Below are 12,586 nucleotides of genomic sequence, written 5' to 3' on the forward strand. Positions count from 1 at the left end.
AAATTAATTTTTTGTCTCGAATATCCATGATAATTCAAATAATGCATCGTTCTCGCTTGGATTTTTACATAAATTCTATTTGAGTCCATTTTTTCTTATTTTATAGGTTATTGGCTCTCCACATAGGTCTTGAAAAAGTTCATATCCTTCAATGTTTGTTTTGGAAACGAAGTTCTCATGAAAAATCCTATAAATTTCATGACTCCTGAAAACTGAAATACATTGTGATTCACCCATTTAGTTGTATCAGGAGTTATAGCAAAAAAATGGTTTTCTACTTCATTATAAACTCCTTTTGCTTCATAGGTCGCAGTGAAAATATCCGGAAAATTTCTATTCAAAATAGTTTCAATCATTTCTACATTCCTTCCATTTTCCAAGTATATTAATTGTGTTTTTGCCCCTTTTTGACCAGGTATTCCTTCTAAATGTTCAACTTTTTGTAAGCCCGGTTGCCATTTTTGAAGATGTTCATAACTATCAAAATATTGAATTACTTCAGTTAGGGGACGATTAATAATGATTTCAACTTGATATTTCATGAAAAATTAATCGAATATAAAAATATAAACCATTTTCTTATTTTTATGAATAAATTTAAAGAGATTTCCTATTTTAAACAAATCTTCTAAAATAGGAACAGTAATTAATCAAACTAGCTTAAAAAAAAAAGGGAGAAATTTTAAACATCAAAAAATGATTAATATTGGGGTTTCCTAGAACAAAACATAAAACGTAATGAAATTCTAGTCAAAATACCTCAACTCATTCCTTCCTAACTAAATTTCTCATCAAATCTTCCTAATGAATCACTATGTCAGAAAACACCATACTAATCTATAAGCTTAACACTGAAGGAAATATCATTGAAATCGATCCAACAAAGTTATTGGATGAATTTATTTCTGTTAATATCATCTTCTTCTATTTTTGGGATGAAAAACATCTATATGTGTGGATTGGCCAAAATGCTGGCAAGGAAATGCGCAAATATATTCCCCCCGCGGAAGAAAAAATTCTGAAATCCAATGATCGAGTTCGGATTCTCCGCCATTTTACTGTAGATCAAAATCAAGAATCTCGCGAATTTCTCGAAAAAATTCATCTCGATAAGAAGGATATTAAAAAACGGTCGGATGATTATTCCAAATATCGCATTAGTGTCTATCAAGAAATTCAAGATCTCCAAGTCGAAAAAGGGTCTAATTCAATGGTTGGGAAATTTGATGATGCGATTATTAAGGCGCGTGAAATAATTGAAACAGCCAAAAAAGTTAATGATGCAGATGTAATCGAAGAAGAAGAACGATTTATTAAAGAAATGGAAGGAAATAAGGCGATTGCCGAAAAACGTAAAGAAGCTTCCAATAAAATCGCCTCGCTAACTGAATTATTGCAAAGTCATATCGCTTCCAAAGATCCACTTGAGGCGCATACAGTTGCAGATGAGATCCGCACCCTTTATACCACATTAATTAAACGAGCAATACCCGGGACGTTGAAGCAACTCCTTTTCAAAGAAGAAAAGTTCTATGAAAGTTTCCGACATCAACAAGATGAAATTAAAGCGAAAGTGAATAAATTTGTGCACCCGATTGATCAAGATATTGAAACTCAAGATTTTGCGGATGCAAAGGAAAAATTCCAACAAGTATTTGAACTTCTTAAAGATTCAAAAGATGAAACTTTAATTCAAGAATGGCAAGCAAAGCAGAAATATTTAGATGAACAGAAAGATTCTTGGGAAAAAGAACAAGAAGAAATTCGGAAACGGGAAGAAGAAATTGCTCGAAAAATTTCCGAGTTAAAAGCTGAAATTACCAAAGCTTTTGAAGCAAAGGATTATGAACAGGTGCAATTCTATCTCGCTGGATTAGAAAGTGTAAAAGAAGATACTACTAAAAAAGACGTGTTAGAACAAACTCAAACTTATTCCTCCGAAATTCAAGAGAAATTGGCCCATATGCTTTTAATTGATACAAAAGTGGAGAAAATTACTACTAATCTTGCTGAAAGCAATCAGTTTGCCAACCAAAAGAATTATAATGAAAGTCTCGCTAAATTAGAAGCCACGCTTGAATTAGTTACATTACCTGAATTGGAAGAGTATAGAGAAAAAATCGAATCAGAAATTCTACGAGTTAAAGGAGAAAAAGAAGTTTTCCAAAAACGGCTACAGACTTTTGACAAGTTAACCCAAACCGTTGTTGAAAATCAAGCGAAATTACAATGGAATGTTGCGATTCAAAATTGCACTAAAATTATCGAATTGGCGAAGGATTGTGATAAACTTGATGAGATTCCTAAATACCAAGCAATACTCGATACTGTCACTGAAAAATATAATCGACAAAAACAACTCGCCTTAGAAGAACAGGAAGCATTACTACAAAAAGCAAAAGCGATTGAAAATATCATCGAAGTTGATGAAGGTGTACTCCCAATGGTAGATGATTTTGCTATTTCCGATTTACTTGGGGATCTGGATGCGGATGTGGATAATATGATGGATCAGTTAGGCTCCCTCTTGGAAACACAAAGGGTTGAAATCAAGACCGATCTGAGCAGTAAATCTGTGATTCGCAGTGCATCTGGGGAAGTTTTGGAATTAAATACCACAACAAATATTAAACAGGATGATTCACCTGCTAATGGTGATGGGCATCAAAAACCAATTTCGTTTTCAGTGGAATCAGGGTTAGATAATCCTTTTGATGATTTCATAGAAGAGGCGATTATTGAAGATATTATTCCATATAATTTTGAAATCTCCGAGATAACATTGAACGGTGAAATTCCAATAGAAAAACCCGAACAAATTCTCTTAAAAGATGGGATGCAATTACACTGGGTTGTGAAAGATATTGCCCCTAAAGAATCAGTCAAAATAAATTACGATTTAAAGCGACGAGTTTCCCGTACCATTATTTTGCCCTTAGAAGATCAATTGAAGATAATCAAAACCCATACTAATGTGCACCAACTCCATTTAGAGGGTTTATATGATGCGCAATTAAAATTTGCCAACCAATTTAAATCCGTACTAAGAGGTGTTGTGATAGAAGATATTGTCCCACAATTTTACGTGTTTGAAGTAAAACAACCTGATAATATTAATCCAGACTCACAACTGGAACAAAGTGCGGGATCCTTAGTAAAGTGGAATATTACTCAATTAGAACAAGAACATTCCATGTTGCATCGCTATCAGTTGCTTGAAATATTTCGTTTTGAAGATTTGAAAATTTCTATTGATCAAATGAGTAATGCGGCCTTTGAGGAATTAGAAAAAGGTAAATTAGGGGCAAGTCTTCAAAAATATTCCGATCTCATGAAATTACTCGACGAATATAAGTAATCTCTTTTTTATCATTATCTCACTTCGAGGCAAAAAACCAATGGCTCAGCTTTCTAAAGATGAACTCTCAAATATTACCCTTTTTCTGGCTGAATGGGATGAAGCATTAGGACCGACGGTAAAAGATTATTTCAATACGCTGGTCGAACTTGGTGATGTGGATATGATCGCCTTGAACATCTTTTCCACTTTTCAGATGGTTTTTGGGGAATCTACAGATGTATCATTCAAACGCACTGTTTTAACCATGCCCATGAATTCTCAAAAGGTAATTGCACGCATCGTTTTAGATATTATTCCTGATACTGATGTCCGAGGGGGATTTATGCCCTTCATTGTCGTGATATTAATCCCAGATTTCCTTCCCGAAGATAAGATCTCTTCTTTTGATGAGATATTGGCAAAAATCGTCTCCAATTATAAAGAACATCATGGAATATCTCTCTCAAATTATAAAGGGGAGATTTTAAATGCGTTTTCCTTGGCTCAGCAAATTATTGAAGATCATATTTCAATAGATGTCTCCTATTCTTTAACCAGTGCAGTAGATGATTTTAAAAAAGGGGTAGGGTTATACAAACAGAAAAATTGGAACACTGCTTACATGCTCTTTCGTAAAGCTCTTCTGAAATTCCAGCAAGACAATCAAACTAAAATGGTTATGGAAGCAACATACCTCATTTCATCAATTTTAGTCCAACTGAAAAAGTTTCAACCCGCCTTGATCTATTACACCAATCTTGTCCCCCTTGCTACTGAAATGTCTCATCAGAAGTATAAAGAGTTGGGATTGTTCATGCAGGGATTTTGTCATTATAAAATGCGAGATTTCATGGATGCGATGGATACTTTTAACCAACTCCCTATTTTTCAATCCCAATTCGTGAATAAAGTTCAATATTTTTCTCTCAAAGGGCAAACCCAAGCGAATTTACAAATGCATCAAGAAGCGATCGAAAGTTTAAGCCAAGCCTCCCTCTTGCTAAGTCAACAACCGGTGACCCAAATGTTGCAAAAACAACATGCCCAAATTTTGAATGATTTAGCTCTCCAATATTATAAAAGTGTAATTTCATTGTTAAAAACACAAGGCTTTTTTCACCATGCCCAAGGCGATGAATTACAAGATCAATTAAAAACCGCGATTTCGTATTATATTCGTGCTATATCTTTGTGGGATTTGCTGGGAGATTATAAAAATTCTATTCGAGCGCATCAAATGGTAGGAAATATCTATGGTTTTCTTCTTAATCCTTCCAAACAGTTGGATCATCTATTAACTGCTTTGGATAAGGTCGATCAGCTCAACAACTATGCTTTGAAACTTAATATTGCCTTCCAAATCGTGGAAATATATGAATCCTTAAAGGAATATGATGCAATAATTCATTTTCTGCAGAATTTAGGAGCTCAACTCACAAATAATGCTTTTGTGGATTTACTCTCGATTGCAAAAATTCATTTTCTAATTGGGAAAGCATTTATTGCTGTAGATCAACGAAGAAATGCGGCGGGGGAGCTGATTATGGCTATCAATAACTTAAAAAAGCTCAAGAATCCCGTTCCAGAAGAACTTGAAGCCCATTCTTTATTGATTGAACTATATAAAGAAGAACAAGACGAAACAAAGGTGGCATACTATACGGATCGGTTTGAAAAGTTGCAAAAGAAATACCACGCCATTCAACCCGTTTCTCTGAGTCGACTTGGTGTAATCAAGGATTTTTGGGTGTATACTACCTCGGGATTAGAACTCTTCTCGCATGCTCCAGAAATAAAATTTGATCCCACCCTCTTAGGTGGATTTTTAACAGCCATGCAGTCCTTTTCCATGGAACTTAGTCAAACCGAATTACAGTCTTTGGTTATCGGAGGGTCGATTTATTCGTTTTATAACGAAGCAGGATCGGAATTCTATATCTTAGGCCGAACAAAATCCAACATCCCTCCCCACACCATTGAAGCTGCATTACAAAAGATTTACCACGCGTTCTCAAAGGAATTTAAGGCAGATTTGGTGTCTTTTTCTGGAAATACGATTGCCTTCAGACGTTTTAAAGATGTTCTTAAACAATTAGATTTAAGCTTAATTTAATTCAATATATGTGGGGGAAAATTCAATGAAACGACTTAAAATTGTTGTATTAAGGTTGGATCGCGCAGGAAAAACGGTGTTAGTAAACTATTTGATCTCAAAAAAGGTTGAAACTCAATTTCGACCCACTTTAACCTTTTCAATTAAAAGACTGAAATTATCTGACCGCACAATTGTTTTTTGGGATGCTCCCGGTCAAAAAAATTTACGAGGAACTTGGATGGATAGTTTGAAAAAAGCGGATTGCTTGATATATTTAGTAGATGTCGGTGATTTAGATCGGTTGAATGAATCGGTACATGAATTTCATCAAATTGCACAAAATGTTGATAGTTTAGACATACCTCTCATTTTCTGCTATCATAAAGTGGATCTTCCTTACATCGAGGAGAATTTAGAAGAATGTAAAAAGGCATTTGATCTTGAAGGGCTCTATAATGGTAAAATATTTCAATTGAATACTTCAGTCCACAATTCTGATTCGATTAGTGCAGTAGAAGAAATCTTACTCACTTTTGATCAATAAATCTTCTTTCTTGGGTTTGTAAGTTAAATATATTATACCACACACCATCTATAATATTAGATCTAAAGCTAGTAATGATATCATCCCAATAATCACTGTTTTTTCATTGAAAAATAGGATGGATCCCCTAAATCCAAAAGCGCATATAAGCAAGATAAATAAAACATTTCTAATAGTGGGGTTTAACTTTTTGCTGTTTGACTTACTATCATAAAAAATGAGCTCATTAATAGAATTACATAGCTTTATCTTCTATTAAAAAACTTTTCAGTAATTCATACTAACTATCCCCCAGAATTCATAATGCTTTAAAATAATGGGGTTGTATGTGTATTTCTAGTTAAAGAGGAAACCAAATAGAGATGAAAAAAGCTTCTCAGACCTTTTTTTGATTACACAATATATTATTATAAATAAAATCGATATTGGCTTGCAGAAGCTGCGCATCTTGAATCTCTCCATGCCCTGAAATGATTGTTTGAAATCCTTCCCTCTGTAACTGTTGTAATAAATTTATTAATTTCTGAGGATTTGTTGAAAATGGCATCATAGCTGTTTCTAAATTGAGGTCGTTTAAATTAGCAAAAGTGATATCCCCAGCAAATAATACCCCTTGATTCCGGATTTTCACAATAATATCTTCCTTTGTATGGGCTTCCCCCACATTGCAAATTTCCACATTAAAATCTTTTCCATGAATAATGAGGGTACCTTCTAAAATCCAATCGGGGGTGCGTAGTTGGTAATCCTTTGCATCAATCATATCTAAAAAAGCCAGATCAGATTTCAATTTCTGCCTTTTATTTGGATCATTTTCATTCTGGAGTTGTTTACAGTCTTCATTTCTTTCCTTTGCACTTTCTATTCGCCATTTGGTCAAATTGTTGTGGGTGTAAGTTTGAATTTGGTTAACTGTGTGGTTTGATCCGAGAATTGGAATCGAAATGGGAATAAAGCTATTTCCTAATACATGATCAGTGTGGAAATGCGTAGAAACCACCATGAATGGGTATCTTCCGGAGAATTTTAAACAGGCTCGTAATAAATCCTTGGTTGCACCTTGAATCATCCCTGTGTCAATTAATAATGTTTGCTCACCAAGATCGATGAATCCTCCATTTGCTCCAGCATACATATTTGGTTTTGTCTGAGTGGCATAAATCCCCTTCGCGATTTCACTAATTGTGAAATAGGGGGAATTAAATTCCATACTAGTGATGCCAGTTTTTAGTTTCATTTTTCTTGCCTCGCCAGATTTCTAGTCCTAAAAAAACTCCAAACCCGATAGTAGAAATGATAGTGCCGATCACAAAAGCTAATCGATAAGCTTCCACTTCCAAGGTTCCTTCTGATATTAAACGATCTACCAACGGTCCAGTGATAATCGTTCCTGCTAATCCTGAAGAGAGGAAGAATGCCATATTATAATATGCAAATAATTTCCCCCGTTTTGTTTCTGGGATCAATTTTGCTACATATCCATATGAAGCCGTTGACAAAAGAACATATGAACTTCCCCAAAGAAAACTTCCCACAAAAATTAAAACCACTTGAGTCGTGAACGCGGTTATTAACATAAAACCGATCAACATCAAAGTTGCCATAATCAAGGTCAAGGAATCTCCGAATTTTTTACTTAATATCCCTGCCATGAATCCTGTTAAAACTACTGCAAGAGATTGTGTGTTCATGATATAACTAAGAAGCTGACTACTACAGTTAAATCCTGATTCCAAGACTAAAAACTGCGAGAAGATCGCAAAAATCGAATTTCTTCCCAGATTAATTAGCAATAAAGAAATTAAGAAGGTGGTAAAAATCTTTTTTTCCTTAGATGAAAGAGATCGAGAGGAATTGCTTTCTTGTTGATTTAATTTTGGATCACTGAATGTCTGCTTATAATTAATTCCACCTTCTGGAACCAAAAATCGCATTGGGATGATCGATATGAAGATGAAAATCACAGTGATATAAAACATGCTACCTTCCCGAAATCCCCATCCTTTGTAGAACTTTCCAAATCCATTGTAGAGATATCCCCCAAAGAATACACCGATCATTCTTCCAACCCCACTTAAGGTTGTAATTCTGCCCAAAATCGTACTACGTTCTTTTTGGGGGTAAAGGTCACTTAATAAGGCAGTCCATCCGATATTGGACATCGACCAAAATATCTCGGTGATCGTTAATCCCCCTATGATAATATACCCCGCTAAAACCAAATTTGTTTGGAAAGCATGCAATATATAAAGGGATAAAATGAGAATTCCTGCAAATATTTCACCTGCAATGATTAGAGTTCGACGTTTTTGGAGACGATCTGATAATCGTCCCCAGATAAACGTTTGGAATATGGCACTAAACAGCATAGGGATTGTCACAAATAGTGTAGTTGCAGTTACGCTTAATCCTAGATAATTTCGCAAGTAGATCGATAAGTAGGTATAGAAAATCCCCCTTCGAAACATTGCTAAAAACTGGAAGGAGGAGAGTCCTAAAAAGACAGAATCGAATTTTTTCTCGGTTTCGGGTGACTTTATGATTGGAATTTTAGTTAAAGATTTGGATGTGAGCGCAGTTATGATTTAATCCTCCAAAGGATAAGAAAAAAAATCAGGAATCCAAGGGGCACTTTCTAATATGTTTAATGCTATGACCGTTGTTTAGTTATCAAGGCGTTCCAATGTAAAAGAAACTGGTCTTATACCGTCTGTGCAACAAGAAATCATTTTTGGTGATTCTACCCAAGGAGAATGATCTCCTCCTAGGGCTAGCACTCTCACATCAGAATGGATGTCTTTCCAAGCATAAGAGCAGAATTTTTCGGGGCATTGCATGTTCGGTTCCACCATATACTCTTCACCCTCCTTGAAAGCTGTGCAAATCGTATATTTCTCGCCATTTGGTCTCGTTGGTACATCTCCATCAAAGATATATTCTGGAGTCACTCGTTTTAATACCGTTATTTTAACTCGATGTCGTGTCATTGTTTTTCACTTCAATTTGTTTTTCAAAAAAAAAAAAGTTGCATTTTCTATATATTTTTAATTACTCATCTAATCGTTCTAGTTTAAAAGAAACTGGTCGAATTCCATCTGAACAGCATGCAATAGCGGTCCCTCGTTCAAGCCATGGATAGAAATCTCCTCCTCCTCGGATGGTAAGATATTCTTTGAAGAGATCCATCCATGCCCAATTGCAAAATCCTAGAGGACATCGACTGGAATTATCAGCATCGACAATAAATTCTTGACCATCTTCAAGGGCTGTGCATATTTCATATTTTTCACCATTTGGCCGAGAGGGTACATCTCCATTAAAAATTATTGATGGATCGACTCGTTTCAATACGGTGATTTTTACACGCGAGTGTGTCATTTTTATCAGTTTTATTTTCTATCAAAAAATTAAATGCCTTCTTTCATTGAATCATAAAATTCTCTTGAAGGATGGGTAAGATTACCCGCTATTCTGGTGTCATGTAAACAGCAAGAACAATATGGATCACCTTCCATTATTGTGTGCTCCATGGTTAACCGGAAAGCAGGGTTACTATTATTATATCCCTGAAAATCTCCATAACACGCCACTAAGTATTTTAATTCCTGATCCGGTAAATCTTGGATAGCATCTTTCCACATACATGTGTCTTTGCGTTGAGGAAACTTTCCATCTTGGATTTTTCCGTGCAATATCACCCACCCAATGTTTGGTTTTTTTTTGTTACTTTGGATTGTTGCTGATCGAAATTCTTCCAAGCTTTTGATAGGGGGATTTTGAGGAGCAAAGCTTTTGACGTATTCTGTTACAAATTCTTTGTAGAGGGAAATTCCTCTCACTCGATCTGTACTCTCAATTATTGACTGGACATTATAATAGCGAAATATCAGATAGGAACGTATATTGGCTCGATTTGTGGTTTCAACTTCTGTGTTCAGGTCCATAATCCTAACAGGTATGTTCAAAATTTCTAAAGTCCGCCTTATTACTTGTTCTACGAGAAAAGGAAAATTCTCTAAAACTGGAAATTTCTGAAAAATTGGGGTTATATTGTAGGAGATTATTGATTTATCCATTGAAATTTTATCAAGTAAACTATTAACATATTTTTCTTTAAGAATGGGACTTTTTTTTCCCAAAAACTGAATTAAATAGGCAACACGGTTGAGAATATTCTCTTGCAGTTGATTTAATACATTTATTTTCTTCGAATCAGCTAAATTTGAAATACTGTAGCTCCCAGTTTTTATTGTGCTCATAGTTATCATCAGAATGTTAAGTTGAAATTCTTTCGACTTTAAAACAAACGGGTCTAATTCCATCGGGACAGGCGGTATAGATCATGTCCTTTCCTGTCCATGTAGGAAATCCACCACCGCATTGCAAGATATTTACACTCTTATATAAACCATACCAAGCATGATGGCAAAAGTCTTTTGGCATATCTCCCGATTCATCGACCAAAAACTCGCTTCCTTCCTCAAGCCAACAAATCGGAATGGGTCGTCCGTCTGCGCGAATGAAATCCTCGCCAATAACATCCTTCGGAGAGAATTTTTTCACAACGGTTATTTTTATTTGACTCATATTGATATTCTTCCTATCCTAACGGTATTTGGAATTTTTCGATAATTTACGAAATATTCAGTACTGTCGTGAAGATGATTATAGGAAGGAAAGAAAACTGTCTATAAAAATGTTTTGAAAAATTAACATTATTTTCGAACGTATCAATATAGATGTTAATTGTGATCAATCAAAAATTTTTATTTTTACTTTTTTTGGAAATTAAGGAAGGATCAGAAACGATGGGCATTTTTACTTACGATTTTCCATCCAGATTTTGTTTTCAACAACAAAATATAGTTAATTTCTCCGATTTTTGTCTCATCTACTGAGTGCCAAGCAATTTTGGCGAAAGCTGCCGTTCCGGTATATTCTACTGAAATGATATCAGCAGTGAAAGAAGGACCGGAAGAATGCTTGATTGATTTAATCACATCCTCATGAGAAGCACTTAGCATTTTATAGGGTTCTTGGGTATCTGGATCAATGATCCACCGATGTCCGTCAGTATCCCATGCAGATCGAACTAAATTGAAATTCATGGTTTGGACTGCTGTAATGTAGTTTCGTATTACTTTCTTTATATCATCGATTTCATTCTCGTTCATTTTCCATCTCCCATCTCATCATTTTCATGAAAAAAAATCACACATTGTTTTTTCGCAATTGATATGTGTGGTCACAACAGTCGTGGCCTTGCATCAGTGTTTTTGTCCTTGTAAACTCAATTTTTGGATTAAAACCCTCGACGATTGCATAATCACTCATGCAATAGAACTGGTATCCCCACTTTTCCAAGCCGAGTTCTCTCGCCATATCTGCAAAAGGACATTTTGTGACATGCATTTGCGTAATCTCCCCTCGTGTTGTCACATCATACTCAATTCCACCAGGTGCGCACATTTCTACCCACAATTTTTGGACAAGGGCACCAACATCAGGAGTGGATACATTTTTGCTGATATTTTGCCAAAAGCCCAAATTGTCTTCTCTTACATGAGAATCTATGATATCATCGACAGCATCACCTAAATTTGTCTTAATTTTCTGAAGAAGTTCGATTTTATCTTGAAAAAAAGATTTTCGGGCTGATTTCTTCCAGTTTTCCAATTGATCTATTCGTTCTTTTAGTTCGTTGTAGGTTTCTTCCATTGTAAATTCACACACATTTCTATGTATTCCGAATATTTAAATACATATAGATCGTTTATATACTCACCGAACGTATCATAACGGTTGATTTTTTTTAACTTCCCTTTGGATGATTTTATGACCCCTAAGAAAGATAAATCTGCCCCTCCACTGTCTATAAGTGAAATTCTTCACAGCAAGACACGCTTTCTCATTTATTCGTTACTTTCAGTATATAAAGAATTGAGCCTTTCTCAATTAAGTAAGGAATTGAAGCGAAATAAATCCACTATCTCCCATCATTTAAAAAAAATGATCGCCTCAGGCTTAGTTACTCTATCTAAAGAGGAACAATCTCGATCCAATATCAAGTCGAAGTTTTATTGTTTGGTTGACGATGCGGATGATTTAATTGGCTTCATGCATCCTGATGATGAACGCATGAAGTTGAAACAAAAGTTAAAAAATGGAACACTGAGTTTTGAAGAACGATGTCAATTGGAAGCAGAAAAATTACGAGATCACATCGGTTTTACTCAAACTAAAATAGAACTCTACCAAAAATGGGAAAAATATATGCTTTCGTTAGAGAAACGAATTTTGAGCTCCAATCCTAAAGTAGCAGAAACGGCTTTAACAGAATTGCAAATATTTGGGAAACGATGGTCTTCAATTTCATTCTATTCTGAGACCTTAGCCAAGGAATTCAATACGCGTTTTTCAAAATTATATCAAGAAATGGAAGGGTTAATCAAACAAGAAGTATCAGAAACCGGAAAAGGAGCTAGTGAACGTCCTTACGTGGCAAGTATGACTTTGTTTCCAGTCAAAATTGTTTTAGACCAGATGCAAAAAGAAGAAAACTAAAAAATTATTTATAAAATGCTTGTTCTCCATCTTCTTTTTTTCA

Annotated in this window: 13 protein-coding genes; 4 read left to right on the top strand and 9 right to left on the bottom strand. The window is 35.0% G+C overall.

Translation table 11 applies throughout. The annotated features are described in order from the left end of the window. Positions 1-107: 107 nt before the first annotated feature. Positions 108-542, bottom strand: coding sequence for an SRPBCC family protein (locus NEF87_RS15770; protein WP_457916572.1), 435 nt, complete (start codon positions 540-542; stop codon positions 108-110). Positions 543-814: 272 nt separating this feature from the next. On the opposite strand from NEF87_RS15770, the gene NEF87_RS15775 reads away from it, so the two are divergent. Genes NEF87_RS15775 through NEF87_RS15785 form a run of 3 tightly spaced genes read left to right on the top strand, consistent with a single transcriptional unit; the run spans position 815 to position 5,979 of the window. Next, entirely contained in the window at positions 815-3,358 is a 2,544-nt protein-coding gene (locus tag NEF87_RS15775) for a hypothetical protein (RefSeq protein ID WP_457916573.1), read from the top strand. 40 nt (positions 3,359-3,398) lie between these two features. Further along, positions 3,399-5,453: a tetratricopeptide repeat protein gene (locus NEF87_RS15780; RefSeq protein WP_457916574.1), complete on the top strand. Its 2,055-nt coding sequence runs from the start codon at positions 3,399-3,401 to the stop codon at positions 5,451-5,453. Between the two features lie 25 nt (positions 5,454-5,478). After that, on the top strand, positions 5,479-5,979 hold the full coding sequence (locus NEF87_RS15785) for an ADP-ribosylation factor-like protein (protein WP_457916575.1): 501 nt from the start codon (positions 5,479-5,481) through the stop codon (positions 5,977-5,979). Positions 5,980-6,355: 376 nt separating this feature from the next. Here the strand turns inward: NEF87_RS15785 and NEF87_RS15790 are convergent, their stop codons facing one another. The 8 genes from NEF87_RS15790 to NEF87_RS15825 form a co-directional block, all read right to left on the bottom strand. After that, on the bottom strand, positions 6,356-7,216 hold the full coding sequence (locus tag NEF87_RS15790; RefSeq protein WP_457916576.1) for a hypothetical protein: 861 nt from the start codon (positions 7,214-7,216) through the stop codon (positions 6,356-6,358). Next, entirely contained in the window at positions 7,191-8,564 is a 1,374-nt protein-coding gene (locus NEF87_RS15795) for an MFS transporter (RefSeq protein WP_457920132.1), read from the bottom strand. Before NEF87_RS15795 ends, NEF87_RS15790 begins: the two co-directional genes overlap by 26 nt. A gap of 78 nt (positions 8,565-8,642) precedes the next feature. Further along, positions 8,643-8,966: a TIGR04076 family protein gene (locus tag NEF87_RS15800; protein ID WP_371802366.1), complete on the bottom strand. Its 324-nt coding sequence runs from the start codon at positions 8,964-8,966 to the stop codon at positions 8,643-8,645. A gap of 61 nt (positions 8,967-9,027) precedes the next feature. Then, positions 9,028-9,357, bottom strand: coding sequence for a TIGR04076 family protein (locus NEF87_RS15805; RefSeq protein WP_457916577.1), 330 nt, complete (start codon positions 9,355-9,357; stop codon positions 9,028-9,030). A 29-nt stretch (positions 9,358-9,386) separates the two neighbouring features. After that, positions 9,387-10,238, bottom strand: a complete 852-nt coding sequence (locus NEF87_RS15810; protein ID WP_457916578.1) for an L-2-amino-thiazoline-4-carboxylic acid hydrolase — start codon at positions 10,236-10,238, stop codon at positions 9,387-9,389. Between the two features lie 16 nt (positions 10,239-10,254). Continuing rightward, the gene (locus NEF87_RS15815; protein WP_371802369.1) at positions 10,255-10,566 is read right to left on the bottom strand and encodes a TIGR04076 family protein; all 312 of its coding nucleotides are present in this window, start codon (positions 10,564-10,566) and stop codon (positions 10,255-10,257) included. Between the two features lie 212 nt (positions 10,567-10,778). Continuing rightward, positions 10,779-11,153 (bottom strand): nuclear transport factor 2 family protein, encoded by a 375-nt coding sequence (locus NEF87_RS15820; RefSeq protein ID WP_457916579.1) that lies wholly within the window; start codon positions 11,151-11,153, stop codon positions 10,779-10,781. Between the two features lie 37 nt (positions 11,154-11,190). Then, positions 11,191-11,697, bottom strand: a complete 507-nt coding sequence (locus tag NEF87_RS15825) for an L-2-amino-thiazoline-4-carboxylic acid hydrolase (protein ID WP_457916580.1) — start codon at positions 11,695-11,697, stop codon at positions 11,191-11,193. 117 nt (positions 11,698-11,814) lie between these two features. Here NEF87_RS15825 and NEF87_RS15830 point away from each other — a divergent pair, with 117 nt between their 5' ends. Further along, positions 11,815-12,543 carry an ArsR family transcriptional regulator gene (locus NEF87_RS15830; RefSeq protein WP_457916581.1) on the top strand — a complete coding sequence of 243 codons (729 nt, stop codon included), beginning with the start codon at positions 11,815-11,817 and terminating at the stop codon, positions 12,541-12,543. Positions 12,544-12,586 lie beyond the last annotated feature (43 nt).

It is taken from the genome of Candidatus Lokiarchaeum ossiferum, from assembly GCA_025839675.1.
GTDB lineage: Archaea > Asgardarchaeota > Lokiarchaeia > Sigyniarchaeales > Promethearchaeaceae > Lokiarchaeum > Lokiarchaeum ossiferum.

Coding starts and splice junctions, on each gene's coding strand:
- NEF87_RS15770 (WP_457916572.1), bottom strand. CDS start 542: ATGAAATATCAAGTTGAAATCATTATTAATCGTCCCCTAACTGAAGTA.
- NEF87_RS15800 (WP_371802366.1), bottom strand. CDS start 8,966: ATGACACGACATCGAGTTAAAATAACGGTATTAAAACGAGTGACTCCA.
- NEF87_RS15780 (WP_457916574.1), top strand. CDS start 3,399: ATGGCTCAGCTTTCTAAAGATGAACTCTCAAATATTACCCTTTTTCTG.
- NEF87_RS15810 (WP_457916578.1), bottom strand. CDS start 10,238: ATGAGCACAATAAAAACTGGGAGCTACAGTATTTCAAATTTAGCTGAT.
- NEF87_RS15775 (WP_457916573.1), top strand. CDS start 815: ATGTCAGAAAACACCATACTAATCTATAAGCTTAACACTGAAGGAAAT.
- NEF87_RS15820 (WP_457916579.1), bottom strand. CDS start 11,153: ATGAACGAGAATGAAATCGATGATATAAAGAAAGTAATACGAAACTAC.
- NEF87_RS15790 (WP_457916576.1), bottom strand. CDS start 7,216: ATGAAACTAAAAACTGGCATCACTAGTATGGAATTTAATTCCCCCTAT.
- NEF87_RS15785 (WP_457916575.1), top strand. CDS start 5,479: ATGAAACGACTTAAAATTGTTGTATTAAGGTTGGATCGCGCAGGAAAA.
- NEF87_RS15805 (WP_457916577.1), bottom strand. CDS start 9,357: ATGACACACTCGCGTGTAAAAATCACCGTATTGAAACGAGTCGATCCA.
- NEF87_RS15825 (WP_457916580.1), bottom strand. CDS start 11,697: ATGGAAGAAACCTACAACGAACTAAAAGAACGAATAGATCAATTGGAA.
- NEF87_RS15830 (WP_457916581.1), top strand. CDS start 11,815: ATGACCCCTAAGAAAGATAAATCTGCCCCTCCACTGTCTATAAGTGAA.
- NEF87_RS15815 (WP_371802369.1), bottom strand. CDS start 10,566: ATGAGTCAAATAAAAATAACCGTTGTGAAAAAATTCTCTCCGAAGGAT.